General features: G+C 63.4%; 27 protein-coding genes and 3 tRNA genes. 15 read left to right on the forward strand and 15 right to left on the reverse strand.

Translation table 11 applies throughout. The features are described from left to right. Window positions 1–4 precede the first annotated feature (4 nt). Window positions 5–1,453, forward strand: coding sequence for an MFS transporter (locus ACE10Z_RS22475; RefSeq protein WP_375782717.1), 1,449 nt, complete (start codon window positions 5–7; stop codon window positions 1,451–1,453). A gap of 91 nt (window positions 1,454–1,544) precedes the next feature. Here ACE10Z_RS22475 and ACE10Z_RS22480 read toward each other — a convergent pair whose 3' ends face one another. Continuing rightward, window positions 1,545–1,886 carry a monooxygenase gene (locus ACE10Z_RS22480; RefSeq protein WP_375782718.1) on the reverse strand — a complete coding sequence of 114 codons (342 nt, stop codon included), beginning with the start codon at window positions 1,884–1,886 and terminating at the stop codon, window positions 1,545–1,547. Window positions 1,887–2,138: 252 nt separating this feature from the next. Here ACE10Z_RS22480 and ACE10Z_RS22485 point away from each other — a divergent pair, with 252 nt between their 5' ends. Beyond that, window positions 2,139–2,966, forward strand: coding sequence for a tetratricopeptide repeat protein (locus tag ACE10Z_RS22485; protein WP_375782719.1), 828 nt, complete (start codon window positions 2,139–2,141; stop codon window positions 2,964–2,966). Window positions 2,967–2,987: 21 nt separating this feature from the next. On the opposite strand, the gene ACE10Z_RS22490 is transcribed toward ACE10Z_RS22485, so the two are convergent. From ACE10Z_RS22490 to ACE10Z_RS22500, 3 genes are all read right to left on the reverse strand, one after another. Continuing rightward, a complete protein-coding gene (locus tag ACE10Z_RS22490) occupies window positions 2,988–3,698 on the reverse strand; it encodes a hypothetical protein (protein ID WP_375782720.1) in 711 nt (236 codons plus the stop codon). A 177-nt stretch (window positions 3,699–3,875) separates the two neighbouring features. Beyond that, window positions 3,876–4,961 (reverse strand): enolase C-terminal domain-like protein, encoded by a 1,086-nt coding sequence (locus tag ACE10Z_RS22495; protein ID WP_375782721.1) that lies wholly within the window; start codon window positions 4,959–4,961, stop codon window positions 3,876–3,878. A 32-nt stretch (window positions 4,962–4,993) separates the two neighbouring features. After that, window positions 4,994–6,325 carry a multicopper oxidase family protein gene (locus ACE10Z_RS22500; protein ID WP_375789901.1) on the reverse strand — a complete coding sequence of 444 codons (1,332 nt, stop codon included), beginning with the start codon at window positions 6,323–6,325 and terminating at the stop codon, window positions 4,994–4,996. 135 nt (window positions 6,326–6,460) lie between these two features. Between ACE10Z_RS22500 and ACE10Z_RS22505 the strand changes: the two genes are divergently transcribed. The 5 genes from ACE10Z_RS22505 (at window position 6,461) to lon (ending at window position 13,411) form a co-directional block, all read left to right on the forward strand. Beyond that, window positions 6,461–6,545, forward strand: a tRNA-Leu gene (locus ACE10Z_RS22505). A 164-nt stretch (window positions 6,546–6,709) separates the two neighbouring features. Then, the gene (gene tig / locus ACE10Z_RS22510) at window positions 6,710–8,068 is read left to right on the forward strand and encodes a trigger factor (RefSeq protein WP_375782722.1); all 1,359 of its coding nucleotides are present in this window, start codon (window positions 6,710–6,712) and stop codon (window positions 8,066–8,068) included. A gap of 240 nt (window positions 8,069–8,308) precedes the next feature. After that, complete coding sequence (locus tag ACE10Z_RS22515; RefSeq protein WP_021079148.1) at window positions 8,309–8,944, forward strand: ATP-dependent Clp protease proteolytic subunit; 636 nt, start codon at window positions 8,309–8,311, stop codon at window positions 8,942–8,944. Window positions 8,945–9,385: 441 nt separating this feature from the next. Beyond that, a complete protein-coding gene (gene clpX, locus ACE10Z_RS22520; protein ID WP_018271869.1) occupies window positions 9,386–10,660 on the forward strand; it encodes an ATP-dependent Clp protease ATP-binding subunit ClpX in 1,275 nt (424 codons plus the stop codon). Between the two features lie 321 nt (window positions 10,661–10,981). Beyond that, window positions 10,982–13,411: an endopeptidase La gene (lon, locus tag ACE10Z_RS22525; RefSeq protein WP_375782723.1), complete on the forward strand. Its 2,430-nt coding sequence runs from the start codon at window positions 10,982–10,984 to the stop codon at window positions 13,409–13,411. A gap of 81 nt (window positions 13,412–13,492) precedes the next feature. Here the strand turns inward: lon and ACE10Z_RS22530 are convergent, their stop codons facing one another. Together ACE10Z_RS22530 and ACE10Z_RS22535 are read right to left on the reverse strand one after the other, a co-directional pair. Beyond that, window positions 13,493–14,704 carry an MFS transporter gene (locus tag ACE10Z_RS22530; protein WP_375782724.1) on the reverse strand — a complete coding sequence of 404 codons (1,212 nt, stop codon included), beginning with the start codon at window positions 14,702–14,704 and terminating at the stop codon, window positions 13,493–13,495. Window position 14,705: 1 nt separating this feature from the next. Then, the gene (locus tag ACE10Z_RS22535) at window positions 14,706–15,374 is read right to left on the reverse strand and encodes a GntR family transcriptional regulator (RefSeq protein WP_375782725.1); all 669 of its coding nucleotides are present in this window, start codon (window positions 15,372–15,374) and stop codon (window positions 14,706–14,708) included. Window positions 15,375–15,575: 201 nt separating this feature from the next. Between ACE10Z_RS22535 and ACE10Z_RS22540 the strand changes: the two genes are divergently transcribed. Both ACE10Z_RS22540 and ACE10Z_RS22545 read left to right on the forward strand, forming a co-directional pair. Then, the gene (locus ACE10Z_RS22540; protein WP_375782726.1) at window positions 15,576–15,980 is read left to right on the forward strand and encodes a GFA family protein; all 405 of its coding nucleotides are present in this window, start codon (window positions 15,576–15,578) and stop codon (window positions 15,978–15,980) included. A gap of 79 nt (window positions 15,981–16,059) precedes the next feature. Beyond that, window positions 16,060–16,134: transfer RNA gene (locus ACE10Z_RS22545), tRNA-Val, on the forward strand. A 146-nt stretch (window positions 16,135–16,280) separates the two neighbouring features. Here ACE10Z_RS22545 and ACE10Z_RS22550 read toward each other — a convergent pair. Beyond that, a complete protein-coding gene (locus ACE10Z_RS22550; RefSeq protein WP_375782727.1) occupies window positions 16,281–16,529 on the reverse strand; it encodes a PRC-barrel domain containing protein in 249 nt (82 codons plus the stop codon). Window positions 16,530–16,779: 250 nt separating this feature from the next. Here ACE10Z_RS22550 and ACE10Z_RS22555 point away from each other — a divergent pair, with 250 nt between their 5' ends. Genes ACE10Z_RS22555 through ACE10Z_RS22565 form a run of 3 tightly spaced genes read left to right on the forward strand, consistent with a single transcriptional unit; the run spans window position 16,780 to window position 18,290 of the window. Next, on the forward strand, window positions 16,780–17,076 hold the full coding sequence (locus tag ACE10Z_RS22555) for a hypothetical protein (RefSeq protein ID WP_375782728.1): 297 nt from the start codon (window positions 16,780–16,782) through the stop codon (window positions 17,074–17,076). Window positions 17,077–17,098: 22 nt separating this feature from the next. Next, entirely contained in the window at window positions 17,099–17,404 is a 306-nt protein-coding gene (locus tag ACE10Z_RS22560) for a YciI family protein (RefSeq protein ID WP_375782729.1), read from the forward strand. Window positions 17,405–17,438: 34 nt separating this feature from the next. Next, entirely contained in the window at window positions 17,439–18,290 is an 852-nt protein-coding gene (locus tag ACE10Z_RS22565; RefSeq protein ID WP_375782730.1) for a class I SAM-dependent methyltransferase, read from the forward strand. Here the strand turns inward: ACE10Z_RS22565 and pepT are convergent, their stop codons facing one another. Together pepT and ACE10Z_RS22575 are read right to left on the reverse strand one after the other, a co-directional pair. After that, window positions 18,291–19,547, reverse strand: a complete 1,257-nt coding sequence (gene pepT / locus ACE10Z_RS22570) for a peptidase T (protein WP_375782731.1) — start codon at window positions 19,545–19,547, stop codon at window positions 18,291–18,293. A 162-nt stretch (window positions 19,548–19,709) separates the two neighbouring features. Beyond that, window positions 19,710–20,009, reverse strand: a complete 300-nt coding sequence (locus ACE10Z_RS22575) for an HU family DNA-binding protein (RefSeq protein WP_016847738.1) — start codon at window positions 20,007–20,009, stop codon at window positions 19,710–19,712. Window positions 20,010–20,340: 331 nt separating this feature from the next. Between ACE10Z_RS22575 and ACE10Z_RS22580 the strand changes: the two genes are divergently transcribed. Beyond that, window positions 20,341–20,417, forward strand: a tRNA-Asp gene (locus ACE10Z_RS22580). A gap of 130 nt (window positions 20,418–20,547) precedes the next feature. On the opposite strand, the gene ACE10Z_RS22585 is transcribed toward ACE10Z_RS22580, so the two are convergent. Continuing rightward, a complete protein-coding gene (locus tag ACE10Z_RS22585) occupies window positions 20,548–20,733 on the reverse strand; it encodes a hypothetical protein (protein WP_375782732.1) in 186 nt (61 codons plus the stop codon). A gap of 447 nt (window positions 20,734–21,180) precedes the next feature. On the opposite strand from ACE10Z_RS22585, the gene ACE10Z_RS22590 reads away from it, so the two are divergent. Further along, window positions 21,181–22,059 (forward strand): class I SAM-dependent methyltransferase, encoded by an 879-nt coding sequence (locus tag ACE10Z_RS22590; protein WP_375782733.1) that lies wholly within the window; start codon window positions 21,181–21,183, stop codon window positions 22,057–22,059. A gap of 84 nt (window positions 22,060–22,143) precedes the next feature. Here the strand turns inward: ACE10Z_RS22590 and ACE10Z_RS22595 are convergent, their stop codons facing one another. The 5 genes from ACE10Z_RS22595 to ACE10Z_RS22615 all read right to left on the reverse strand — a co-directional run bounded on the left by ACE10Z_RS22595 (window position 22,144) and on the right by ACE10Z_RS22615 (window position 24,605). Further along, entirely contained in the window at window positions 22,144–23,445 is a 1,302-nt protein-coding gene (locus ACE10Z_RS22595; RefSeq protein ID WP_375782734.1) for a hypothetical protein, read from the reverse strand. A gap of 165 nt (window positions 23,446–23,610) precedes the next feature. Continuing rightward, window positions 23,611–23,778: a hypothetical protein gene (locus tag ACE10Z_RS22600; RefSeq protein ID WP_375782735.1), complete on the reverse strand. Its 168-nt coding sequence runs from the start codon at window positions 23,776–23,778 to the stop codon at window positions 23,611–23,613. 37 nt (window positions 23,779–23,815) lie between these two features. Beyond that, window positions 23,816–24,016, reverse strand: coding sequence for a hypothetical protein (locus ACE10Z_RS22605; RefSeq protein ID WP_050405629.1), 201 nt, complete (start codon window positions 24,014–24,016; stop codon window positions 23,816–23,818). 98 nt (window positions 24,017–24,114) lie between these two features. Next, window positions 24,115–24,255, reverse strand: a complete 141-nt coding sequence (locus tag ACE10Z_RS22610) for a hypothetical protein (protein WP_375782736.1) — start codon at window positions 24,253–24,255, stop codon at window positions 24,115–24,117. 146 nt (window positions 24,256–24,401) lie between these two features. Continuing rightward, complete coding sequence (locus ACE10Z_RS22615) at window positions 24,402–24,605, reverse strand: hypothetical protein (protein ID WP_173642773.1); 204 nt, start codon at window positions 24,603–24,605, stop codon at window positions 24,402–24,404. A gap of 256 nt (window positions 24,606–24,861) precedes the next feature. On the opposite strand from ACE10Z_RS22615, the gene ACE10Z_RS22620 reads away from it, so the two are divergent. Next, window positions 24,862–25,818, forward strand: a complete 957-nt coding sequence (locus ACE10Z_RS22620) for a TRAP transporter substrate-binding protein (RefSeq protein ID WP_375789902.1) — start codon at window positions 24,862–24,864, stop codon at window positions 25,816–25,818. Window positions 25,819–25,821: the final 3 nt, after the last annotated feature.

Genomic DNA, 25,821 nt, shown 5'->3' on the forward strand with positions numbered 1-25,821 from the left:
GATAATGACAAACAAAATCAAAATCAGGGAGGCTGAAGTGACCACGACAGGCGTCAACGCGGGGGGCCGGCTCGACAGATTGCCGATCGCCGGATTCCATTACCGGATCTTCTCGCTGATCGGAGCCGGACTGTTCGTCGACGGCTTCGAGATCTTCCTCGCCGGCAGCATCCTTGGCGCACTGGTTCAATCCGGATACTCGGATCTCGCCCAGAATGCGCGCTTCATCTCGGCGACCTTTGTCGGAATGCTGATCGGTGCCTGGCTGGCCGGAATTGCCGGCGACCGCTTCGGCCGAAAGTTCGCCTACCAGGCCAACCTGCTGATCTTCGGCCTGAGCGCGCTGGCGGCGACGCTGGCGCCGTCGATGAACTGGCTGATCGCGGCGCGCTTCGTGATGGGGCTCGGGCTCGGCGCCGAGATCGTCGTCGGCTATGTCGTGCTCAGCGAATTCATCCCGCCGCAGCAGCGCGGCCGCTGGGGCGCGGCGCTCGCGACCTGCACCAACGGCGCGCTGTTTGTCGCGACGCTGGTGGGCTGGGTCGTCATTCCGCATCTCGGCTGGCGCTGGATGTTCGCGCTGTGCGGCATCGGCGCGATGATCGTCTGGTTCCTGCGGCGCTCGCTGCCGGAATCGCCGCGCTGGCTCGAGATCCAGGGCAAGAGCGCAGAGGCGGAAGCCGTGCTGGCGGCGATCGAGCAGGAGGTCGGCAAGGGCAGGACGCTGCCGACACCGGCCTATCAGCCGGCCCCGGTACAGCCTGATGTGCGCTTCACGCGCCTGTTCTCGCGCGCGCTGATCGCGAGAACCGTCGTGGGCTGCATGATCCTGATCGGGCTCAACACCGCGGTCTATGGCTTCATCGCCTGGATCCCGACCTTCTTCGTCAAGCAGGGCATCAACCTGTCGTCATCGCTCGGCTACACCATGCTGATGACGCTCGGCAGCCCGGTCGGAACGCTGGCCGGCATGTGGATCGGCGAGAAGATCGACCGCAAGCCGTCGCTGATCGTGCTGTCGCTCACCGCTGCCGGGCTCGGGCTGATCTACCCGATGTTCATCAATCCGGTTGCCTTCGTCGTGATCGGCTTCCTGCTGGTCTTCACCGTGGCGGTGATGCTGGCGCTGGCCTGGGGGCTCTATATCCCCGAGCTGTTTCCGACCGAGCTGCGCATGCGCGGATCCGGCATCTGCAACACCGCCGGTCGCCTGATGTCCATCGTCACGCCGTTCATCGTGGTCGAGCTGTTCACCCGGTTCGGCGTCACCGGCGTCGTCGCCGTGGTGGCCGGCCTTCTGGTGGTGCAGGCGATCGCGGTCGCGGTGCTCGGCATCGAGACCCGCAAGCGTCCGCTGGAGGCGTTGCGGCCCGAGGTGATGGACGGCGAGCCGTCACCGGCGCAGGGCAAGCTTCGAGCAAGCCCCGGCGGGGTCGGCGCCGCCGGAGAATAGGCGTCGGGCCGCTGGGCTTGGTTGGCGATCGCCATGTCGAACGCCAGCACTGTGCCGGGATGCGAGCGCCCGGCGTGACCCCAGGGCGATTTCATTCCGCTTCGGAAATCAGCGGGGACTGGTTCACGCGCGTCTCGCCCTTGAGATTGTCGACGGTGACGTGCGTGTCGTACCAGGTCAGCCGCGGCCGGGCTCCGAACCGTTCGGTGAGCTCGGCCATCTTTGCCTCGGTGAACCACGCCTCGGCGGCCTCTCGGCTCTCCCATAGATAGACACCGCCGGTGCCGGCCTCTCCGTTGAGGTAGTCTTTGCGGATCAATCCCTGCGTGGCGAGATTCCGATAGATCGGGGCGGAACCCATGCCACCCTTGACGGCCTGCTCTTCAGTTCGCTTCGGAAGGTCGAATTGAACGATCACGATACACTGTGCCATCCTGGTTCTCCGATCTGGGTCGCATGGGGGCAGGTTCGTAGGGCGGCGCGCCGGTCGGGACCGACACTACAGGATCTGTCCCACGCTTGTCTCGAACAGAGGGGCGTCGCATCGCGATTTCGATTCGGATATCGATGCAGGAGGCAAGCGGGTCGGCTTCCGGTTGACCTCATGTCATGTTTTCAAGAGACTGTTGCTGGACGCCGGGGTTGGCGCCCACGGTCATCTCTCGCATCCTCCAGAAGCTTTCCCGTGAGTGGCAATCAGAACAATTTCCTCGCTCAGGCGCTGCAACAAGGCGCATCCGCGTTGCGGGCGCGGCAGTTTGCTGAGGCAGAGCAGATCGCGACAAGCATACTGAAATCAAATCGCAAGGACCGACACGCGGCACTTCTCCTGGCTCATGCCCTGATGGGGCAGAAGCGGGGAGGCGAGGCGATTGCGTCGCTCGAGCGAGTTGCACGCCGCGGCGACGATGGCGAGGTCGAGACCTTGCTTGGCGCATTGCTGTGCGGTGCAGGGCGCGCCACGGACGGCCTCGCACAACTTCGGCGCACGACGGCGCGCCGCCCACCATATCTCCCTTCGTTCCAGGAACTCGCCGGCCAGCTTGCCAAGGCCGGTCAGTACGACGAGGCGATCAGCACGGTCGAGGCCGGCCTCGCGCTTGTCCCCGGCAGCATCGATCTGAAGCTCGATCTCGGGCGGCTGTTGCATGATACCAATGACTTCGCGCGGGCTGCGAGTGTCCTGACAGCCGCGCGCGATGCCGCGCCCGGACGCCCGGACGTCCTTAACCAGCTCGGGCGGGTCCTGATCCTTCGCGGCGATTACGCCGCAGCCGCGGACGCTTTCCGCCGCGTGCTTGCGCTCTATCCGGACGATCGCTCGACCCGCGCCTACCTCGCCACATCCTTGTTCGAGCAGGGTGAGCGCGACGCTGCCGAGGCGGCGCTGCGCTCCATCATTCGTGGTCAGCCCCAGCTGTTGGGACGCGCGGCATTCGTCATGGCCGCGGCATCGTATGGTCGCTTCTTCTTTTCCCAGCGCGACGTTGCGAAATTCCTCGGCGGGGAGTGAGAGACGAAATCTCGTCGCGCCTCACGCCCTGAAGTTTCTCCGGTAGAGGTTGGGCTGCCGCCTGAGCTCACTCCGGAACTGGCCGACGCGCTTGGCTTCATCCGCGGTGAACGAGGATGTCTGCGCAGTCCAGTCGTCTCGCTTGACCGGAATGCATTGCGCGATGGGCGTCCCCTTGGGGAGAACGCCTCGAAAATTCCTGTCGTGCCAATACGCCGGGAAGTGCACCCAGTTGTCGGTATAGAGGTCAGAATTGACCAGGCCGCTGAGCGTGGTGAACGGCAGATCGAAGCGGTTGACGGGATGCGTGAAGTAGACCGCGTAGCCTTCCGGGGCTTCGACGGTCCACAAATTGTGGAATTTGAGAAAGAAGCGGCCCTCTTCGAATAGCGGCGTGCCGCTGACCTGACCCGGGTCGTGAAATCCGATCGGCGAACGTGGAAACTCGGGCGTGCCTCCCGGCGGCAGGTCGTGGTCCCAGGTAATCTCGCCGTCCTCGACCTTGAGATCGCAGACCAGTGGCAGCAGGAATCCGCAGGTCATCGCGTCAACGAATGGCGGACAGCGCTTGATGGTGTCCTCGTCGTGCAGGTTGATCGAAGAGAAGGCCGTCGCTGGCATGGCCTTGAGCCAGTCGGGAACGCCCTGCGCCGCCGGGATAGGGGCCGGTATCCGTCCCTCAAGCTCGGTCGGACAACGGAATTTGAGCGTCAGTTTGTTGTTGGTGGACATTGAGCGCTCCGATGCCCTGATGACCTACATGAATGCGTCGCAAAGGTGAAGCTGCGATCGATCGCAATAACGGCCATGCATGATGGGTGGAGCGAAGCGATATCCATCAATCATTTCCGCGCGGTCAGATGATGGGTATCGCTGCGCTCCACCCATCCTTCGGATTACCGTCCGCCGCTAGCTGACGAGATACTTCGCAACCGCCGGCTCGTTCCACGCGATGCCGAGCCCGGGACCCTTGGCGGTCACCGCGCCGTCGACGATCTCGGCGGGCTTCGCCAGGATGGAGCCCGCGAAGTCGAGGAATTCGAGCCAGTGCGCGGTCGGCGTCACCGCCAGCAGATGCGCGCTGACTTCCGCGAACAAATGGCTCGACATCGGGATCGAGGCGGCGTCGGCTTGGCCGGCGACCTGTATCCAGCCGGTGACCCCGCCGACCTTCATCACGTCGGGCATGATGAAGTCGGATGCGCCGGCCGCGATCGCCTCGGCGAAACCGCGCGGAAACCACCAGTTCTCGCCGGCCTGGATCGGCGTCGGCGAGGTCTCGCGGACCTTGGCGTGGCCGGACAGGCTTTCCTGCGGCACCGGTTCCTCGATCCAGTGCAAATCGTAGGGCGCAAGCCTGGCGATGCGGCGGGTGGCTTCCGCCGGATCGAGCGATTGGTTGAAATCGATCATCAGTGCGATGTCGGGGCCGAGCAGGGCGCGCACGCCCTTCACGACGCGCTCGTCATTGGCGGCATCACCGTCGCCGCCCTTGATCTTGATGCCCTTGAAGCCTTGGTCGAGCGAGCGGCGCAGCGCGCGCTCGTCGGCAACTGGATCGACCGCGCCATAGCTGTCATAGGCCTTGATCGGCTTCGCCGAGCCGCCGAGCAGTTCGACCAGCGGCCGGCCGGCGAGTTGGCCGAGTACATCCCAATAGGCCATGTCGAGGCCCGACACGGCCATCCCGACCAGCCCCTGTGCGCCGAGCAGCCGGAACTTGGCGTCCATCGCCTTCATCAGATCGAACGGGGCGACCGGCCTGCCGATCAGCTCGCGTCCGATCTCCTTGATCAGGTAGCAGAGAGGGTTAAGTGTGAGCTTGCTGTAGGCAAAGATGTAGGTGCGGCCGGTAACGCCTTGATCGGTCTCGACATCGATCAGCACCAGCGGACCGGAATCGATCACGCCAAACGCGGTCCTCACAGGACGCTTGAGCGGCACCACGACGCTTCGTGCCTTCACTCCGCGAATCGCTGCAACTGTCTGGCTCATCGGTGTTTCCTTCAGGCGATTTCCACTTCTTGTTATTGGACACTGTACCATCGCAGGAGCCGCGGCGCGGCCCAATCGGTCGCGACCTGCTCGATCAAGTAACGGCCCGGATATTCGGCGAGGAAGGCGATGCGTTGGGTCTGGCCCGGTTCGACCGCGAGCGTGTCGAGCCAGAACGGCTTCCAGCCGTCGTCGAGCCGGTCGAGCAGACGGAAGTGATGGCCATGCAGATGAAAGACGCTGGCGATTGCGCCCCGGTTGGTCAGGGCCAGCACGACGGTTCGGCCTGCCTTGGCCTGAAAGGCCGGAGCCGTTGACGGCTTGAAATCTGCCAGGCGGAACCACTCGGTGGGCGCACCGAGCGCCAGGTCGAATCGCGTGGCGCTCTTGAGATCGAGCTGGGCGGGCATGTCGTTGCCCGGCAACGGCGGGGCCGGCGGGAACGGCGCCGTTCGGATCGGCGGCTCGCTCGAGACGACGAGCTTGCCGAACGGGTGGGCTTGCTTGCCATCGTGCAGCAGAATCGGAAAGCTGGTTCCGGCCGGACCGGCCGCATCGACAAAGACATCCGTTCGGCTTCCGGGCGCCAGGACCAGCGCACCGTTCCGGGCCGCGAACGGTTCGGCCGGCTGGCCGTCGATCGCCATCACCCGGACGTCGAGATTCTCCAGCTTCACCGCCAGCACACTGCGTTGGCTGCCATTGATAAAGCGGAGTCTGAGGCGGGCATTGGCCGGTGCCGAGATGTCGTATGAGGTCTTGCCGTTAATTGTATGAATTTGCGTCGAATCCTTTGGATCGCTCCCGGGCGGGATCGCGGTTCCATCGGACTGCAGACGCCACTCCTCGATCAACAAGACCTCGTCGCGATCGACGGCGACCGGCGAGGTGCCGGTCACGATCAGCGGACGCGGGCGTGCCGGCGCCGTGCCGTCACCGAGCAGCGGCTCGCACAGGAAGGTGCCGGCATGCCGAAGCGGGAGCTGAAAGGTATCCTTTGCCCCCGTGGCAAGGGGCGCCCGGGAGGCCAGCGGCTCCGCAGCCGGGACGCCATCGAGCCCGCGGCAATCGAGCGCGGCGGCAACCGGCAGTTCGTTGCCGAACGTCACGTCGAGGACCTCGCCGCGCTTGAAGCGAAGGTCACCGCTGCCGAGCGACCAGACCGGGGTTTCCGGGGTGTCCGGACGAAGCAAGATGCGGTCGATCTTGGCCTGCAGCACGACCGCCGTCCGGCCCTGCGCCGAGCCGGTGGCCGGCCAAACGGGGCAAAGCGCCGCGGCGCCGAGGCCGGCGATCAGGTCGCGTCGGGTGAGGGAAAATTCGGGACTTGCTGCGGGGCTTGCCATCCGGCCGATGCGGACCATTTTCAAGTGTACCTGTCCAGTCGCGATCGGTCGCAGGGCGGGCTCTCCAGCGGCCATTTTTTTGCTGCGAACCGGCGGGCGCATGTTATAAGCCCGGCCGCCCGCGGCATCGCGGCCGGACTGGATGCTTTTCGCGCGGGCGTGGCGGAACTGGTAGACGCGCTGGATTTAGGTTCCAGTGACGAAAGTTGTGGGGGTTCGAGTCCCTCCGCCCGCACCAAGCGCTTACAGCGTTTGCATGACGAATTCTTGGAGAACCTTGGGCCCCGGAGGGGACGAGGGTTCGCCGAACCCACAGACGTTAGGCCGCAAGGCTCACCGTCGAACAGATAGACACTGCCACGGCCGCTCGGGCCGCGGCAAAAGCGGAAGAAGATTGATACCATGCAGGTCACCGAGACCCTCAACGAGGGACTGAAGCACGAATTCAAGATCAGCGTTCCGGCATCCGATCTCGATGCCAAGGCGGGCGCCAAGCTGGTCGACCTCAAGGACAAGGTCCGTCTCAACGGCTTCCGTCCCGGCAAGGTGCCGGTGGCGCACCTGAAAAAGATCTACGGCCGCTCGGTGATGGCCGAGACCATCGACCAGACCATCAGCGACACCAACCGGCAGATTTTCGAGGATCGCGGCTTCCGCCTCGCCGGCGAGCCGAAGATCACGATGCCGACCGAGAAGGACCAGGTCGAGGAATTGCTGTCGGGCAAGACCGACCTGACCTACACCGTCGCGATCGAGGTCGTGCCGCAGATCCAGCTCGCCGATTTCAAGTCGTTCTCGGTCGAGAAGCCGGTGGTCGATGTCTCCGACGCCGACGTCGACGATGCCATCAAGCGCATCGCCGAAGGCAGCCGCCCGTACAGCGCCAAGACCGAGGGTGCGGCGGAGAAGGGCGACCGCGTCACCATCAGCTTCAAGGGCACCATCAACGGTGAAGCCTTCGAGGGCGGCACCGGCGAGGGCATCCAGGTCGTGATCGGCGCAGGCCAGTTCATTCCGGGCTTCGAGGAGCAGCTGATCGGCATCGGCACCGGCGAGACCCGCACGCTGAAGGTTGGTTTCCCGAAGAACTACCTGAACGACAAGCTCGCCGGCCAGCCGGCCGAGTTCGAGACCACCGCGACGCTGATCGAGGCGCCCGGCGAGACCACGATCGATGACGAGTTCGCCAAGACGCTCGGCCTCGAATCGCTCGACAAGCTGAAGGAAGCCGCACGCGAGCGCCTGACCGCCGAATTCGCCGGTGCGACCCGTCAGAAGGTCAAGCGCGCGCTGCTCGACCGGCTCGACGAGAGCCACAAATTCGAGGCGCCGCCGTCGCTTGTCGCCGAAGAGTTCAACCTGATGTGGAACTCGATCAAGGCCGAGATGGACTCGACCGGCAAGAGCTTCGCCGACGAGAACACCACCGAGGATGCGGCCAAGGAAGAGTACCACAAGATCGCCGACCGCCGCGTCCGCCTCGGCCTGGTGCTGTCGGAGATCGGCGAGAAGAACAAGATCACCGTGACCGACGACGAGGTCTCGCGCGCCGTGATCGAGCGCGCGCGCCAGATGCCGGGCCGCGAGAAGGAGGTCTGGGATTACTACCGCAGCAACGCCCAGGCGCTGGCCCAGCTCCGCGCTCCGATCTACGAGGACAAGGTCGTCGACTTCGTCCTGGAGCTCGCCAACGTGACCGAGAAGAAGGTCTCCAAGGAAGAGCTGTTCAAGGATGAAGACGCCGAGCAAACTGCCGCTTAATTGCGGCACCTCGCGTTAATGATGAACCGCGAAAGCGTGCCCGCGGCGGGTCGCCGTCGCTAGGCGCGCCGACGCGAATCGGCTTGAACTTCTGCGGCCTGCCCAGGTGGCTAGTACGGCCATTGCCGGTCTTGTCGGCCGGAAATTGGCCCATATCTGGGTTAAGCCTTGAGCCAAGTAGCCTTGAGTCAGGTAGCCTTGAGTCAAGTTCTGCATCACCCCTAACCCTTGGGTTCTTTCATGCGCGATCCCGTTGAAACCTACATGAACCTCGTGCCGATGGTCGTCGAGCAGACCAATCGCGGCGAACGCGCCTACGACATTTTCTCGCGTCTGCTGAAAGAGCGCATCATCTTCGTCACCGGTCCGGTGGAAGACGGCATGTCGACGCTGATCGTCGCGCAGCTGTTGTTCCTGGAGGCCGAGAATCCGAAGAAGGAAATCTCGATGTACATCAACTCGCCGGGTGGCGTGGTGACGTCGGGCCTTGCGATCTATGACACGATGCAGTTCATCCGTCCGCCGGTGTCGACGCTGTGCACGGGGCAGGCGGCCTCGATGGGCTCGTTGCTGCTTGCAGCCGGCGAGAAGGACATGCGCTTCACGCTGCCGAACTCCCGCATCATGGTGCACCAGCCGTCCGGCGGCTTCCAGGGCCAGGCGACCGACATCATGCTGCACGCGCAGGAGATCCTGAATCTCAAGAAGCGCCTCAACGAGATCTACGTGAAGCACACCGGCCAGACCTACAAGGCGATCGAGGACGCGCTCGAGCGCGACAAGTTCCTCACCGCCGAGGACGCCAAGGCGTTCGGTCTCGTCGACAAGGTCATCGACAAGCGGCCGGAAGACCCGTCGGCGGCCAAAGCTGCCTGATCTGGACAGGCGACCCGAGGCGTCGGTGTGATCTCCACATTGACGCCTCACATAGTCGGCAAAGCAGGACGGCGGAGTACCTCGCAAGCGCATATGCGGGGGTAGAAAGTTCCGCTTTCGTGCTCATGGTCCGGCGTGGTAATCCCGCAACGTTCCGTGGATTTCGACGTGTATTCCACGTGCGATCGTGGAAAATCACGGTATTGTCACGGTCTTGAGCCTGCCCCCCGATTAGCGAATTCTTGATAGTCGGGTGCCAGCATGGTTGGCTGTAATGCATCGGCTATGATCGCGGAGATTCGAATAAACCGTGATCCACACGGTCAGTATTGCGTAGGGTCTTTTTTGGTACGGAATTTGCTCTATCTACCCAATACTCCGGTTTTGTGCCGGATTGGGTCGATCTGGCAAACGAGGTCGAACGGCGGACGGAGATAATGAATGAGTAAGGTCGGCACGAGCGACGCCAAGAACACGCTATATTGCTCGTTCTGCGGCAAGAGCCAGCATGAAGTTCGCAAGCTGATTGCCGGACCGACTGTCTTCATTTGTGACGAGTGTGTCGAACTCTGCATGGATATCATTCGCGAGGAGAACAAGTCCTCGCTGGTGAAGTCGCGCGACGGCATCCCGACACCGAAGGAAATCTGCAAGGTCCTGGACGACTACGTGATCGGCCAGAGCCATGCCAAGAAGGTGCTGTCGGTCGCCGTTCACAATCACTACAAGCGGCTTAACCATCAGACCAAGCACAACGACGTCGAACTGGCGAAGTCGAACATCCTGCTGATCGGTCCGACCGGTTCGGGCAAGACGCTGCTCGCGCAGACGCTGGCCCGCATCCTCGACGTTCCGTTTACCATGGCTGACGCGACGACGCTGACCGAAGCCGGCTATGTCGGCGAGGACGTCGAGAACATCATCCTGAAGCTGCTGCAGGCCGCCGACTACAACGTCGAGCGGGCGCAGCGCGGCATCGTCTATATCGACGAAATCGACAAGATCAGCCGCAAGTCGGACAATCCCTCGATCACCCGCGACGTGTCGGGCGAGGGCGTCCAGCAGGCGCTGCTGAAGATCATGGAAGGCACGGTGGCCTCGGTCCCGCCGCAGGGCGGCCGCAAGCATCCGCAGCAGGAGTTCCTGCAGGTGGATACCACCAACATCCTGTTCATCTGCGGCGGTGCCTTCTCGGGCCTCGAGAAGATCATCTCCGCGCGCGGCCGTTCGACCTCGATCGGCTTCGCGGCGCAGGTGCTCGCGCCGGAGGATCGCCGTACCGGCGAAATCTTCCGTCACGTCGAGCCGGAAGATCTGCTGAAGTACGGCCTGATCCCGGAATTCGTCGGCCGTCTGCCCGTCGTGGCGACGCTGGAGGACCTCGACGAGACCTCGCTGAAGAAGATACTGACCGATCCGAAGAACGCGCTGGTGAAGCAGTACCAGCGGCTGTTCGAGATGGAGAATATCGAGCTCACCTTCGCCGACGAGGCGCTTGGCGCGGTCGCCCGCAAGGCGATCGAGCGCAAGACCGGCGCACGCGGCCTGCGGTCGATCCTGGAGAGCATTCTGCTCGAGACCATGTTCGACCTCCCGGGCCTCGAAGGCGTCGAGGAAGTCGTGATCTCGCGCGAAGTCGTCGAGGGCACGGCGCGTCCACTCTACATCTACGCGGATCGTTCCGACCGCGCCGTCGAGAGCAGCGCGAGCGCCTAAGGCGCAACTTTCTGTCGTCGCAATTCATGCGGCTGCCGGGCGATCCGGCGGCCGTTGTGGCGCAGCAGCAGCGGCCATTTTCGCGTCGCAGTAAATGCCTGTTTAGCCTATATTTCCCGGCTCTTCTCAGACTTGACACCCCCCCGCCTGATAGCCACCTAATGCTATCGGTGAGGGATCTCATGTGTTGAGATTCGTCGCTTTACGATGCGGAACATGTGGCTGCTGACGGCAATCTAATTCCGGATCACCAAGGCACCTTGTGGCGGTTGCGCAAGCAGGCGGACTGCGTGCAAGGGGGCAAAACAAAAGGATAAGGCCATGACGACTTCAAAACCCCGGCCAACGATCGTCCACGGCGAAAGCCATTCCTATCCGGTGCTGCCGCTCCGCGACATCGTCGTCTTCCCGCACATGATCGTGCCGCTCTTCGTCGGCCGCGAGAAATCGATCCGCGCGCTCGAAGAGGTGATGAAGAACGACGCGCTGATCATGCTCGCGACGCAGAAGAACGCGTCCGATGACGATCCGGCTCCCGATTCAATTTACGAGACCGGTACGCTCGCCAGCGTGCTGCAGCTCCTGAAACTGCCCGACGGCACCGTGAAGGTGCTGGTCGAGGGCCTCGAGCGCGCGCGTGTCGAGAAGTATTCCGACCGCAGCGAGTACTACGAGGCGACCGCGGTCGCGCTCGCCGACACTGACGCCAACTCGGTTGAAGCCGAGGCCTTGGCGCGTTCGGTCGTGTCCGACTTCGAAAGCTATGTGAAGCTGAACAAGAAGATCTCCGCCGAAGTCGTCGGCGTGGTTCAGGCGATCACCGATTTCGCGAAGCTCGGCGACACCGTTGCCTCGCATCTCGCGGTCAAGATTGCCGATCGGCAAGCGATCCTGGAGACGTTGTCCGTCACCCAGCGCCTGGAGAAGGTGCTGGGCCTGATGGAGAGCGAGATCTCGGTGTTGCAGGTCGAGAAGCGCATCCGCTCGCGCGTCAAGCGCCAGATGGAGAAGACCCAGCGCGAGTATTACCTGAACGAGCAGATGAAGGCGATCCAGAAGGAGCTCGGCGACGACGAAGGTCGCGACGAGCTGGCCGATCTGGAGGAGAAGATCTCCAAGACCAAGCTGTCCAAGGAAGCGCGCGAGAAGGCCCAGCACGAGCTGAAGAAGCTGCGCCAGATGTCGCCGATGTCCGCGGAAGCGACCGTCGTGCGCAACTATCTGGATTGGCTGCTGTCGATCCCGTGGGGCAAGAAGTCCAAGGTCAAGAAGGACCTCGAGGCCGCGCAGGCGGTGCTGGACTCCGATCACTACGGGCTCGAGAAGGTCAAGGACCGTATCGTCGAGTATCTGGCGGTGCAGTCGCGCGCCAACAAGCTGACCGGACCGATCCTGTGCCTGGTCGGGCCTCCGGGCGTCGGCAAGACCTCGCTTGGCAAGTCGATCGCGAAGGCCACCGGGCGCGAGTTCGTGCGCGTGTCGCTCGGCGGCGTGCGTGACGAGGCCGAAATCCGCGGTCACCGCCGCACCTATATCGGCTCGATGCCCGGCAAGATCATCCAGTCGATGCGGAAGGCGAAGACCTCGAACCCGCTGTTCCTGCTGGACGAGATCGACAAGATGGGCGCCGATTTCCGCGGCGATCCGTCGTCGGCGCTGCTTGAGGTCCTGGACCCCGAGCAGAACTCGACCTTCAACGACCATTACCTGGAGGTCGATTACGACCTGTCCAACGTGATGTTCATCACGACCGCGAATACGTTGAATATTCCGGGACCGCTGATGGACCGCATGGAGATCATCCGGATCGCCGGCTACACCGAGAACGAGAAGGTCGAGATCGCGCGCAAGCACCTGATCCCGAGCGCGATCTCCAAGCACGGTCTGGACTCCAAGGAATGGTCGATCGACGACGCGGCCTTGCTCTTGATGATCCGCCGCTACACCCGCGAAGCGGGCGTGCGTAACCTGGAGCGTGAGCTCTCCACACTCGCCCGCAAGGCGGTGAAGGAGCTGATGATCTCCAAGAAGAAGTCGGTGAAGGTCACCGAGGCGAACATCGAAGAGTTCCTCGGCGTTCCGAAGTATCGCTTCGGCGAGATCGACGACGAGGATCAGGTCGGTATCGTCACCGGTCTGGCGTGGACCGATGTCGGCGGCGAGCTGTTGACCATTGAAGGCGTCATGATGCCCGGCAAGGGCAAGATGACCGTCACGGGCAATCTGCGCGACGTGATGAAGGAGTCGATTTCGGCGGCGGCGTCGTACGTCCGCTCGCGCGCGATCGTCTACGGCATCGAACCGCCGATGTTCGACCGCCGCGACATCCACGTTCACGTGCCGGAGGGCGCAACCCCGAAGGACGGTCCGTCCGCCGGTGTGGCGATGGCCACCGCGATCATCTCGGTCATGACCGGCATCCCGGTCCGCCACGATGTCGCGATGACCGGCGAGATCACGCTGCGTGGTCGCGTGCTGCCGATCGGCGGTCTGAAGGAGAAGCTCTTGGCTGCCGCGCGCGGTGGCATCAAGACGGTGCTGATCCCGGAGGACAACGCCAAGGATCTCACGGAGATTTCCGATGCGATCAAGGGCGGCATGGAGATCATTCCGGTCTCGCGGCTGGATGAGGTCGTTGCCAAGGCGCTGACCCGCGTGCCTGTGCCGATCGTCTGGGAAGAGGAGACCAGCAAGGTCGACGTCAAGCCCGACGCTTCGGATGAGGCGTCCGGCGGCCTGACGGCGCACTGAAGCGAGTTCCAGTCGAGATAATGAAACGGCGCCTTCGGGCGCCGTTTTTGTTTCGGTCATCACGAGAAGCCGGGCAGGCGACTACTCTTTCCTCTCGACGACGAAATTGCCGATCGCGCCGAGTGCCATCAGCACGCTGGTGCCGAGGAACACCGCGCGCATGCCGATATGGCCGCCGATGAATCCGCCGGCGAGCGGGCCGATCACCTGGCCGGCATATTGCGCCGAGATCGAATAACCCAGCATGCTGCCGGTGACCGTGTCAGGCACGTTGTGCCGGATCACGCTTGCGATGCAGGGCAAGAGGCCGCCGAGTGCGAGCCCCATCAGGAAGCGGAGCAGGATCAGCTGCCAGCCGCTGACCACGAAGGCCTGCGGGATCAGCAGCAGCGCCGAGGCGGCCAGGCAGATGGTGATGATCCGCCAATGGCCGACGCGATCGGCCAGCTTGCCGAGATGCGACGACGACAGCAGGCTGCCGAAGGCTGCTGCCGACATCACGAGGCCGGCGACGAACGTCACCTGCGGTGTCTCGACCAGTTGCGCGACATAGACCGTGATGATCGGCTCGATCGACATGTTGGCGATCATCAGCAGCAGGCCGGTACCCCACATCGCGATCACAGGACGCTTGTCCGGAACCAGCGACCAGCCGCCGCGCGCCTTAGCGCCTTTCGCCGTCTTCGGACGCGCCTCCTCGCGGATCAGGATGGTCGTGCCGAGGAAGGTGAGGAAGATGACGCCGCCGATCAGGAAGAAGGTCGAGCGGATGCCGATCAGGCCCGGCAGGACGCCGCCGATCAAGGGACCGACCAGGCTGCCGGCCATGATGCCGGCCGACAGCACGCCGATTGCCCAGCCGGACCGCGCCTTCGGCGTCTGCGCCGCGACCAGCACGGTCGAGCCCGAGGCGTAGCCGCCGAGCAGGCCGGTCAACAGCCGCAAGCCGACCAGCTCATAGACATTGTGCGCCATGCCGATCAGTGACATGGCGACCGCCATGCCGAGGCTTGCGCGGATCAGCATCAGCTTGCGGCCATAGCGGTCCGCGAGCCGTCCCCACAGCGGCGCCGTCAGCGCCGCGCTGAAGAAGGTTGCGCCATAGGCCACGCCCGACCATTGCACGATCGAGGCATGGTCGGTCACGCCGAGCTGCTCGACATAAAGCGGCAGGAACGGCAGCAGCAGCGTCATCCCCACGATGGTGGTGAAGGAGCCGAACACGCAGACTATGAGATTGCGTTTCCAGGGGCCGGCGTCGAGGGCCGCCTCGCGATCGATTTCCATGTTCATGTCAGCGCAGCCCGATGACGGCGAAGCCGCGCGCCCGCAGGCCGCGGCGATCCTCGTTCAGCGAACGCAGCAGCCGATCGCGGGTATCGGTGATATGGTCGGCGGCCTCGCGCGCGGCCGAATCCGGATCGTTGGCCTTGATGAAGCCGAGAATGCGCCGATGCTCGCGCCAGGCCTGCTCGCGCGAGGGTTCAGTCCACACTTCGAGCCAGCGCGCGCGCGACAGCCGGGTCATGGCGCCGGTGATCGCCTTGGCGATGAAGGGATTGCCGGAGAGGCGTGCGATCTCGACATGGAAATCGGTGCCGACCCGGTGCCATTCCTCGCGCGGCGCGCCGGACTGGCAGGCATCCAGCATCTCCTCGACGCCAGCGATATCGGCCGCGCTCGCCCGCGCGCAGGCGAGGCGGACCGCCGTCGTCTCCAGCGGGATCCTGAACTCCGCCAGCGCCTCCAGCTCACCGAGGTCGATCGGTGCGACGATCCAGTTGCGGCCGTCGCGGCGGACCAGCTCTTCGCCTTCGAGCCGCACCAGCGCGGCGCGGATCGGCGTGCGCGATCCCTCGAACCGGCTCTCGAGCCAGCGTTCCGTCAGCCGCTCGCCGGGGCCGAGATCGAGGGAGAGGATCATCTCCCGCAGCTGGTCGTGAATTTGAAGCATCTGCGACATGGCGGTCTGCCGGCGTGGGAGTAGAGTTTTGCGGTCATGTCGACGTATCCCGAATTGGTATCCCAAACAATCCCGTTTTGGGATGCCAGCGTTGTCCCAATGGGGCACCCGACCGTGTTCCGGATGCCTTGCGGGCCGCATCCCCCGGAACGACCTCTTGGCGACCGCCTTATTGGACAACGCCGAATTGGGAGAATGCGGATGCAGATCGACGGGCAATGCCATTGCGGGGCCGTGACCTATCAGGCCGAGATCGATCCCGAACGGGTGTCGATCTGCCATTGCACGGACTGCCAGACGCTGACCGGCTCGCCCTATCGCGTCACTGTGATCTGCGCCGCCGAGCAGGTCCGGCTGACCGCACGAGCGCCGAAAATCTACGGCAAGCGGGGCGATAACGGCCGGATCCGCTTCCAGCACTTTTGCGGCGATTGTGGTTCCCCGTTGTTCACGAGCGGTGAGGATGGTGGCCCCGATGATTGGGGCATCCGCTGGGGCAGCATTCGCCAGCGCGGCGAATTGACCCCGCGACGGCAGGTCTGGTGCCGCTCAACAGCCCCCTGGATCAACGATCTCAAGGGATTGCCGGCGCGGCCCGAGGATTGAAGAGGATTGAAGCCGAGGGATTGGGCCTCTGCGACCTTGCACCCGGGGGGCGGGCGAGGCTAAAGAGGCGCGCTGATAAGGGCGGTTAGCTCAGCGGTAGAGCACTGGTTTTACACACCATTGGTCGGGAGTTCGATCCTCTCACCGCCCACCAGCCTTCGCCCTGCGGGCTATGGCTAGGCAGGCCAGCCTTTGGGCGCGAATTTGTCCGCTTGTTCGGTTCGTAGGATGAAGGTTGTCGCGCCGAAGCTCGAAGAACGTAGGCGGATCGGCTCCGGACGCGTGCGATGGGAGCCGGCTCTACGGCTGGAGCATCCTGATTGTCGAGACCGGCCACTTCCCGATGTGCCCTCTGATCGAGATGCGCAACCCGTGCGACTCGTCCAGCGACACGCCCTCGACGGTCCCCGCCGTCCCGTCGGTGAGGATCGCCGCCCTTCCGACAAGCTCGGCCTCCACTTGAACATGCTCGCGCAGGATGACCGTGGCGCGGTGTTTCACGAGCTGCAAAGCGGCCGCTGGCTGGTGGGCCCGACGTAGTGAGGCCATATGGCTCGGCCCTCCGTGAGCGCACGGAGAGGGCGCGATCCCGGCCGTGGGGTAGTCTATGGGGTAGCCGGGACCGCGCTTGCTCCGCGCTGGCGTGCCGAATGTCGTTCCACACCCGACGGTGCGAAAGGTGCCGAAAGTCACGCTTTCGCCGTGGGCCGGGATCGGTTCCTGTTGGCGCGATGCCGCTCAGATTTGATGCCGACGCCGCTGCGATGCTATTCTCTCCGCCTAACCGGGAACTTGATGCATGCGCAAACTCGCCGCGATTTTTCTTCTCACCATGATTGCCGGACCGGCATTGGCGCAGCAGGACCATGTTCAGCGCTATCGCGAGGAGATCGAGAAGTCGCCGGCGGATATAGCCAACGAGGCGCGGCAGCAGCGCGCCTACCAGCGCGCGCTCAGCGGCGTGCCGGACCAGAAGCCGACCGACCCGTGGGGCATTGCACGCAGCAATGACGGGCAGGCCGCTCCCAAGACGAACGCCGCCAAGACCACCGCTGCGCCGAAGCAGGCCAAGCCCACGAGCGCTGCCGCCAAATAATCCCCGAGCGCGGACCAGGTCGATGAAGTATTACGTCTGCAAAATGACCGGACCGCGCCCGACCTTCCCGCAGGACATGACGCCGCAGGAAGCCGCCATCATGCAGGCGCACGTCGCCTATTGCGGCGAATTGCTGCAAGCCGGCAAAGCGCTGATCTTCGGGCCGGTCGCCGATCCCGCCGGCGTCTGGGGACTGGGCGTGCTGCAACTAGCTGACGATGCCGATCCGCAAGAGATCGTCGCTAACGATCCCGTCGTCAGGGCCAATGCCGGATTCACCTATCAGGTCACGCCGATGTTGCGCGCGGCCACGCGCGAGACTTGCTAGGATCGGCGCAACTTCTCAACAGGGTTTGGATCGCATGAACGCAGGCCATCCGCAAAACGCCGATCAGATTGCATATTGGAACGGGCCGGGCGGTCAGCGCTGGGCTTCGAGGCAGGCCGCGCAGGATATCGTGCTGCAGCCGGTGCTCGACCTCTTGATCGATCGCGCCGCGCCGAAGGCCGGCGAGCGCATCGTCGATGTCGGCTGCGGCAGCGGCGCCTCGAGCTTCGGGCTGGCGGCAAAGGTCGCGCCCAATGGCCATGTGTTCGGCGTCGACGTCTCGGAGCCGATGCTGACACGGGCGCGGCAGAGCGCGCCGCAGGGATTGCCGGTCGAGTTCACGCTCGCGGACGCGACCGTCTATCCGTTCGCCGGCGAGAGCTTTGATCTCTTGGCATCGCGCTTCGGCGTGATGTTCTTTGCCGATCCGGTGGCGTCGTTCGCCAATTTGCACAGAGCGATGCGGAGGAGCGGACGGCTCGCTTTCGCGTGCTGGCAGGAGCCGCGCGATAATCCATTCTTCATGGCGCCGTTGCAGGCCGTCTACAAGCACGTGCCGAAGCTGCCGCAGCTCGGCCCCGAGGATCCCGGTCCATTTTCGTTTGCTTCCGAAGCCCGGGTGAAGCGGATCCTGGGCGACGCCGGCTTCTCCGGTATTGCGATGGAGCCGTGCCGGCTTGAGTTCGATGTCGCGATTGGGCGCGGAATCGACACCGCGGTCCAGAGCGCACTCGAGATCGGGCCCGCCAGCCGCGCCCTGGAAGGACATCCGGATGACGTGCGGGCCGCCGCCGTCAGCTCGATCCGCGAGGCGTTGATGCCGTTCGTCAAAGGCGATTCCGTGCCGCTGCCGGGCGCGATCTGGATCGTAACGGCGCGGGCCTGATCAGGCTTTCTCTTCCCAGATCATCGCCAGGTGCACGATGGTCTGCACGGCCTTCTCCATGTCCTGGCGGCTCACCCATTCGAGCCGCGAATGGAATGCGTGCTCGCCGGCGAAGATGTTCGGGCAGGGCAGTCCCATGAACGAAAGCCGCGAGCCATCCGTGCCGCCGCGGATCGAGGTCTTCACCGGCGTCAGCCCGGCGCGCTCGATCGCCTCGATCGCATAGGCGACGATCTGGGGGTGGCGATCGATCACCTCTTTCATGTTGCGGTATTGCTGCTTGACCTCCATGCGGTAGGTCGAGTGCGGATATCCCTTCATGACGTCCTGCACGATCTTCTCGAGCAGCGCTTCCTTCTGCTTCAGGCCTTGCTCGGTGAAATCGCGCACGATGAAGTCGATCCGCGCATTCTCCAGCGCGCCAGAGATTGCGACCGGATGCAGAAAGCCCTCTTTGCCTTCGGTGGTTTCGGGCGAACAGGTGTCCTTGGGCAGCCGATCGACGATGGCGGCCGCGATCTTGATCGCGTGCTCCATCTTGCCCTTGGCGAAGCCCGGATGGGTCGCGACGCCTTCGATGATGATGCTGGCGCCGTCGGCTGAGAAGGTCTCGTCCTCGATATGGCCCGCGGTCTCGCCGTCCATGGTGTAGCCGAAATCGGCCCCTAACTTCTTGATGTCGACCTTGTCGACGCCGCGGCCGATCTCCTCGTCCGGCGTGAACAGGATCTTGATGGTGCCGTGCTTCACCTGCGGATTGGTAACGAGGAAATGCGCGGCATCCATGATCTCGGCGAGGCCGGCCTTGTTGTCGGCGCCGAGCAGGGTGGTGCCGTCGGTCGTGATGATGTCGTTGCCGATCTGGTCTGCCAGCGCTTCGTGCTCGGCGGCGCGGATCACCTGCGAGGCATCGGCCGGGAGCACGATGTCGCCGCCGCGATAATTCTCCACGACCTGCGGCTTGACGTTCTTGCCGGTGCAGTCGGGTGAGGTGTCCATGTGCGAGCAGAAGCAGATCACCGGTACCGTCTTGTCGGTGTTGGCCGGGATCGTCGCATAGACGTATCCATGTGGATCGAGATGCGCATCCGATATGCCCATCGCCTGCAGCTCGGCGACCAGCAGGCGGCCGAGATTCTTCTGCCTCTCGGTGGAGGGCGTGGTGGGTGAATCCGGGTCGGACTGGGTGTCGATCACGACATAGCGCAGGAAGCGCTCGGTGACGGTGTGCTTGAAGTCGAGAGCCGGTGCCAGCATGAAGACCGCGCAGGGATGGAGAACAGGAATAAGGCGCTCAGGCGAACTTGGCTCGCGCAAGCAAAGCGCATCGAGGGACAACTCTACAACAGAAAGCGCCATTCCGGGGCCGCGTCACGAGCCGGAATGGCGCCTTGGTATCGGACCTGGAAGGTTAATGCCTTAGACGGCTTCCTTCAGTTCCTTGGCGGCGCGGAAGGCGACCTTCTTGCTCGCCTTGATGTGGATCTGCTCGCCGGTCGCCGGGTTGCGGCCCATGCGGGCGGCGCGCTTGCGAACCTGGAGGATGCCGAGGCCGACGATGCGGATCCGCTCGCCCTTTTTGAGGTGCTTGGTGATCCGGGTGACCATGTCGGTCAGGATGGCCTCGGCCTGCTTCTTGGACAGCTCCTGCTCTTCGGCAATGGCCGCCGCCAGGTGCTTCAGCGTGATCGTCGCCGGGGTCGCTGCTTTCTTCGCCATGTGTGGCCCTCCTCGTTGCTGAATGGCTGGATTGCTGCTTTCACGCGAATGGCGTGCCGTTCGCGTCGGGAAAATGCGTCCGGAAAAATCCTGAAACCGCCGGTTCTGGGAACGGGCAGCGCCGGGCCCGGCCACAGGAAGCCCAGACGTATCAGGCCTTATTTGATTCGGGGCTTTGCTGACTACGTCGTTTCCCCTGAAAACAGGCGACAACTCGCGTCCACAGCGCAAAAGCGGCCGCACAGTGCAGGGCTCCGCAACGCGCTTGACTATCGGGATGCGGGCCTTTATGCCCTCGATCCTGCGCGGATCAATCCGATGATCGGCATCCGCGGGAGTAGCTCAGTTGGTTAGAGCGCCGCCCTGTCACGGCGGAGGCCGCGGGTTCGAGTCCCGTCTCTCGCGCCAGTCTTATCAAGCACTTAGCGCCAAGTTCCGGATTTGAGACGTGTTATGCGGAGCGCCGTTGTGACACTCTGAACGCGCTCGGCTCGGGCTTCCGGGACGCAAAAGCAACTGCGCTCCGGCTCGCGGTCTTTCAGACGATCTCGATCGCTGGTTCGCACCCGACAATCGCATGATCATCATTCACGCGTGCAATCCGACATTCCGCGACACCAGACACGATCAGCCAGGTCTCCGGCTTCGCGCCTTCTCCAATCACGACTGTTGCGTCCTGATCCGGGAGTGTCTGGAGCACCTGGATTAGCTCGCGGACTTTCATCGACATGCTTCCTGGAGGCTGACCGGCTGGTTCGCCTCACACGCGATCACCACATCGGCTGATGCGGTAGTGACTATCGCCACCCGGACTAGCGAGAAATGGAAGTACGGCAGGTCTCGGTTTGAGGGCGTAGCGTAACGCGCGAGCCTGACGTCAACCTTACTCTCGCGGCGGCCGAAGTCGCGGGGAAGGTCGGCCACCGGCGCGGTGCATGCGAACGGAACCGATCCAAGTCCTGGGTTGTCGGCTGTCGACTTCACACGTGGTGACCGGGATCGCGAAAGCTTGGCGCAGCGACGACGCTGGCGGTTCCATCGCCCTGCGGAACTCACGCGCTTTCCGTGTGTCTTAAAGTCGCCGGAGAAACCAGAGACACTCTCAGCAGAGTTCAAATGACGCCGATGCGGGCGAGGGTTGATGAAGCGAGCATAACACGGAGGCGTGCCGATGAATTGGAGTTCGTGGCTGAACGAGTACTACAACGATGAACTGGAAAAAGCGGATGCCGCCTGCCGAAGGGGAGAGTCCGTATACGACGCACTCAAATGGATCGACGATCCGTATTTGTGGAATGTGCTGCTCTGGAAGGAATATGATGGCTTCAAGGCGATCAAGGCCGCCATTCCCGATCCGCCGGACGCCGGCACCCAGAAAAACTGGAGCGGTCGTTCCGGGATGGAGCTCGGCGCCGCCGTCATCGAAACCTATCGCCTGTTGCACGATAAACTCAGGCGACATCTGGATAAGCCGTTCGCTGAATGTGCGGTGCTGGACTATGGCTGCGGCTGGGGCAGTGTGCTCCGGTACTTCATGAAGGATGTGCCACTGCGCAATTTGCACGGGTGTGATCCGCACAAGGGCATCATCCAGGTCGCGCAGCGCTCCAACCCGCACGCCGATATCGTGTTGTCGGACAGCCTGCCGAGACGTCTGCCGTTCAACCAGAAATTCGATGTCGCTTACGCGCTATCGATCTGGACGCACCTCTCGCCTGCCGCAAGCGACACATGCCTGGCCGCGGTCCACGATTCTCTGGAGCATCGCGGTCTCTTTCTTCTGACCATTCGGCCGCCGGCATATGCGTTCTATGAGCCGATTTCCAAATTGCCCGGCTGGGATCAGCAAAAAATCGCCGAGACTGTGGCGCGAGACGGATTCTACTTCTATCCGCAAAGCTATCCGGTCGATGGCGAAATGACCTACGGCGAGACGATCATCAGCAAGCGGTACATCGAGACGCACTGGACCGACCGGTTTGATCTCGTTGACGTCGGCATGAATGGGATCTCTCCGTATCAGAGCATCATCGTTCTCCGAAAGAAGTGAGGCCGCAGGGGCGTATCGGCGTGGCTTGGTCGCGGCGGCCGATCGCTCAGGCCGCAACGTCGCGTCGCGGCAGGGCGCAAGAAATCAGGCCGCAACACCGACGGCATCGATGGGTCGCGTTGACTGTTGCTGATGCTGCGAAGCTTCCGCTCGCCATTCGGGCGTCAGCCACCACAGCAGGAACAGCAGCGCGCTTCCGTTCGACACCAGGCTCGTCGTGAGCGGCACGTTCATGATCGCCTGAACGGCGATGCCCGACGACACCGCGATGAAGCGCGGCGACAGGTGCCGCGAGACCATCGACCCAACCGACAGGATCAGGCCGCACACGAGTGCCGAAACCGGCGCGAGCGCAAGGCCGACCGACGCGATGCCCTCGGTGGCGAGGAAGGAGGAGTTGAAATTGCCGTCCCGATAGATCGCCCCGAGCGCCGGGCCGAGCTCGCCATACGGGCAGGCGGCCACCTGTCGCACGATCGAGATCTGGCAGAAGCGGGTCAGGTCGCGGTGCGCGAAGAAGTCGGCGTATTGATCAAGGGCGAGCGACGGGATTGCTAGGAAGCGCAGATTGATGGCGCTGAATACGACATAGTCCTTGTCGGCGCCGAGCACGGCGAACGATGTCAGCCCGATGATCGTCGGAAGGAGGAACGCCAACACCGTGGCGAGCCGCGGGTTGAACCGGCCGAACAGCCAGAACAGAAACGGCAGCCAGATCGGCAACAGCAGCACGGTCTTGTTGTTGACGACCGGATAGAAGCAAAGCGCAAGCAGCAACACGCAAGCGGCCGGCATCCGTTGCCTGCGCGATGCGAAATGCGCGAACAGATAAGGCAGGACCGCGCCGATCATGATCCCGGTGAGATAATTCAACAGCGCCGGCCGCGTGACGGCGTTGCGGGCTTCGCCATAGGGATTGCCGAGATTGGCGCCGTACGAGATGTCGGCGATCAGCACGGCCAAGGACGACGCCAGTAGCAGCAGCGCAATGCGTTTGATCGCCGTTTCGGAAAGGCCGGGCCGCCAAACCGGCGTATTCTGGAGCATCAGGGGGATCATTGCGGCAGCAAGCGCGGCGATCATGGCCCAGCGGGCGATGGCATGCGGATAATCGAAAGCGCTGAAGAAGCTGAGCCAGACAAAGCCGAACACCGCTGACAGCAGCGCGAAGCTCACCAGATAACCGAAGCTGAATCGGCCCGCGACGAACGCCGGGATGAAGACGGCCATTCCGGCGGTGCCGAGGATGGCCTCGGCATTAATGCCGGAGCGCCAGACATGCATCGCCGGGAACGCGTGCCCGCAGGCGATCATCGAGGCGGTGCTGAGGACGAAGAACCCAGGGATTGCGACCCCGACAGTCAGCTCGTCGCGCGTCAATTGCATCGGCCCGTCCGTATCGAAAGCTGTGCGACAGCTAGCCGATCGACCTCGGGTCAATCAAGTCAAGCAAGGTTAGGCGACGTCTCGGTCCGTATTGTTATGTTTCTGCCGGGCGATCTGTCACCCCGACGTCGCATTGAATTCACAAACGGCAACACGTTGCCTTGATCAGGCAAAGAATGCGGCGACCGCGTCCAGGTCGGATTGTCCCGGGGCGTCGCCGCGTAAATTCGCGTCGATGATACGGCGGCAAGCGTCAACCGTGTGGGTATCGCCCAATTCGTTGGCGGCCTCGAGGATCGACCAGACAGTGTCCAGGGGAATGTCGCTCTGCATGGTCGCGTTCGAATCTGACAGCATCGGCGGCGCTGGGTTAGAATTCGAACAGGTCGCGGCCGCGCCGCGCCAGGGTGTGCAGGTCCGCCACCGTGCCGCGCACGGCGTTGCAGCGGCGGCATTCGATGATGGTGTCGCCGGACGCATGCGCCGGATCGGCGACCTTGATCGCCAGGCTGCCGCAATCCGTGCAGATGATCTTGAAGCCGGTCGAAATTACTTGCTGCTGCAAATTCATTGTGGGCCTGCGCCTCTGTTGACGCCCACCTTACGGAACAATTTTTAAGACTGGGGTCGCGGAGCGGGTTGCAATCGAGCGACCGCGTTAGGAGGCGGTTAAGATCTCGCCGCGGCTGCGCGGTCGCGCGTCAGCCAGACCGCGCATGCACCAACGAGCAGCGGATTGCGGCGCAGGATCGAGAACAAGCTCAGATAGAACAGGTCGTCCTTGATCAGGGTGTCGTCGAGGTCGAGCACCAGCGGCAGCGATCTCGCGCGCCCCGGTCTCGGTGGTCCTGAAATCGCCGGATCTGAACCTGGTGGCGAAGGCCTCACCGTCCTCAGGACCAACAAAAAAGCCGCCCGAAGGCGGCCGCTTTGTCTGCCCAAGCCTGAATACCGTCTTAGCGGACCGTCGATGTGCCCGAGGAGGTGATCGCGACAGGCTTGCCGGCCTTGATAACCTGGTTGGTCTGGGCGGTCTGGGTGAACTCCGCGTTGTTCCGGGCCGAAATGCCGAAAGCCGCAATCCCGATGGCCGCAACGAGAGCAACCACAACGATCTTGAGGTGGGTCGCGCGATCGGCTGAATGGATCGAGTGGTTCATGGTCGCCTCCGGGCGTCTATGCGCCGTCTATGGCAGCTACTGGTAGGCCCCATCTGTTTCCAGATCGTTTCGTGGGTTCCCGGAAATGGTTTCTTGCCATGGGCGGATTGGTTTCACCGTGCCTTGCGTCACAGAATGAGAGGGCTGAAACTGGCCATGGGCGCGGACTGCGCCTGGGAGAAAAACAATAATGAAAACAAGGAATATGACCCGTCGGCGGGTGCTGGGAACTGGCTCCATGGCACTTGCCGCCACGATGTTTGGTAAGCCGTCTCTTGCCGCTGCCGAGTTCGACTTCAAGCTCGGCGTCAACACTCCGGAAACCCATCCGCTAACAATCCGGCTGGCCGAGGCGGCGAGGCTGGTTGGCACGCAGTCGTCCGGCCGGGTCAACATCACGGTGTTCGCCAACAGCCAGCTCGGTGGCGATCCGGAGATGCTGTCGCAGGTCCGCGCCGGCGGTATCGAGCTATTGGCCGCACCCAGCATGACCTTGTCGACGCTGGTGCCGTTGTCGGGGCTGCCCAGCATCGGTTTCGCGTTCCAGTCCTACGACCAGGTCTGGGCGGCGATGGACGGCGGCGTCGGCGACATCGTCCGCGATGCGATCGCCAGGACCGGCGTCGTGCCGCTGAAGAAGGTGTGGGACAACGGCTTCCGCCAGATCACCTCGTCATCGAGCCGGCAGCTCAACAGCGTCGACGATCTCAAGGGTTTTAAAATTCGCGTGCCGGTAACGGCATTGCTGACGTCGCTGTTCTCAGGACTTGGCGCGCTGCCGTCGAGCATCTCCTACAGCGAGCTCTATTCGGCGCTGCAGACCCACATCGTCGAAGGGCAGGAGAACCCGCTGGCGCAGGTCTCGACCGGAAAGCTGTACGAGGTGCAGAAATACTGCGCGCTGTCGAACCATTGCTGGAGCGGCTACTGGATCCTCGGCAACCGCCGCGCGATGGCGGCCCTGCCGCCTGATCTGCTCGAACTCATCAATACGGCGTTCGACGCGGCGGCCGTGAAGGAGCGCGCCGATCTGGTGGAGATGGATCGCTCGTTGCAGGCCGAGCTGACCGAGAAGGGCATGGCCTTCAACAAGCCTGACCCGGTGCAGTTCAGGGCGGCGTTGGTGAAAGCCGGTTTCTACACGCAGTGGCAGAAGACCTATGGCGCAGACGCTTGGGCGACGCTGGAGAAATACACCGGCAAGCTGATCTGACGG

Origin of the sequence: Bradyrhizobium sp. Pha-3 (genome assembly GCF_042258615.1) — a bacterium.
Lineage (GTDB): Bacteria > Pseudomonadota > Alphaproteobacteria > Rhizobiales > Xanthobacteraceae > Bradyrhizobium.

Coding starts and splice junctions, on each gene's coding strand:
- ACE10Z_RS22495 (WP_375782721.1), bottom strand. CDS start 4,961: ATGAGCCAGACAGTTGCAGCGATTCGCGGAGTGAAGGCACGAAGCGTC.
- ACE10Z_RS22605 (WP_050405629.1), bottom strand. CDS start 24,016: ATGAATTTGCAGCAGCAAGTAATTTCGACCGGCTTCAAGATCATCTGC.
- pepT (WP_375782731.1), bottom strand. CDS start 19,547: ATGCTGGCACCGGCTCTCGACTTCAAGCACACCGTCACCGAGCGCTTC.
- ACE10Z_RS22565 (WP_375782730.1), top strand. CDS start 17,439: ATGAACGCAGGCCATCCGCAAAACGCCGATCAGATTGCATATTGGAAC.
- ACE10Z_RS22555 (WP_375782728.1), top strand. CDS start 16,780: ATGCGCAAACTCGCCGCGATTTTTCTTCTCACCATGATTGCCGGACCG.
- tig (WP_375782722.1), top strand. CDS start 6,710: ATGCAGGTCACCGAGACCCTCAACGAGGGACTGAAGCACGAATTCAAG.
- ACE10Z_RS22480 (WP_375782718.1), bottom strand. CDS start 1,886: ATGGCACAGTGTATCGTGATCGTTCAATTCGACCTTCCGAAGCGAACT.
- ACE10Z_RS22540 (WP_375782726.1), top strand. CDS start 15,576: ATGCAGATCGACGGGCAATGCCATTGCGGGGCCGTGACCTATCAGGCC.
- ACE10Z_RS22530 (WP_375782724.1), bottom strand. CDS start 14,704: ATGAACATGGAAATCGATCGCGAGGCGGCCCTCGACGCCGGCCCCTGG.
- ACE10Z_RS22620 (WP_375789902.1), top strand. CDS start 24,862: ATGTTTGGTAAGCCGTCTCTTGCCGCTGCCGAGTTCGACTTCAAGCTC.
- ACE10Z_RS22585 (WP_375782732.1), bottom strand. CDS start 20,733: ATGAAAGTCCGCGAGCTAATCCAGGTGCTCCAGACACTCCCGGATCAG.
- ACE10Z_RS22560 (WP_375782729.1), top strand. CDS start 17,099: ATGAAGTATTACGTCTGCAAAATGACCGGACCGCGCCCGACCTTCCCG.
- ACE10Z_RS22590 (WP_375782733.1), top strand. CDS start 21,181: ATGAATTGGAGTTCGTGGCTGAACGAGTACTACAACGATGAACTGGAA.
- ACE10Z_RS22515 (WP_021079148.1), top strand. CDS start 8,309: ATGCGCGATCCCGTTGAAACCTACATGAACCTCGTGCCGATGGTCGTC.
- ACE10Z_RS22615 (WP_173642773.1), bottom strand. CDS start 24,605: ATGAACCACTCGATCCATTCAGCCGATCGCGCGACCCACCTCAAGATC.
- ACE10Z_RS22595 (WP_375782734.1), bottom strand. CDS start 23,445: ATGCAATTGACGCGCGACGAGCTGACTGTCGGGGTCGCAATCCCTGGG.
- ACE10Z_RS22475 (WP_375782717.1), top strand. CDS start 5: ATGACAAACAAAATCAAAATCAGGGAGGCTGAAGTGACCACGACAGGC.
- clpX (WP_018271869.1), top strand. CDS start 9,386: ATGAGTAAGGTCGGCACGAGCGACGCCAAGAACACGCTATATTGCTCG.
- ACE10Z_RS22535 (WP_375782725.1), bottom strand. CDS start 15,374: ATGTCGCAGATGCTTCAAATTCACGACCAGCTGCGGGAGATGATCCTC.
- ACE10Z_RS22575 (WP_016847738.1), bottom strand. CDS start 20,009: ATGGCGAAGAAAGCAGCGACCCCGGCGACGATCACGCTGAAGCACCTG.
- ACE10Z_RS22500 (WP_375789901.1), bottom strand. CDS start 6,325: ATGGTCCGCATCGGCCGGATGGCAAGCCCCGCAGCAAGTCCCGAATTT.
- ACE10Z_RS22550 (WP_375782727.1), bottom strand. CDS start 16,529: ATGGCCTCACTACGTCGGGCCCACCAGCCAGCGGCCGCTTTGCAGCTC.
- ACE10Z_RS22600 (WP_375782735.1), bottom strand. CDS start 23,778: ATGCAGAGCGACATTCCCCTGGACACTGTCTGGTCGATCCTCGAGGCC.
- ACE10Z_RS22490 (WP_375782720.1), bottom strand. CDS start 3,698: ATGTCCACCAACAACAAACTGACGCTCAAATTCCGTTGTCCGACCGAG.
- lon (WP_375782723.1), top strand. CDS start 10,982: ATGACGACTTCAAAACCCCGGCCAACGATCGTCCACGGCGAAAGCCAT.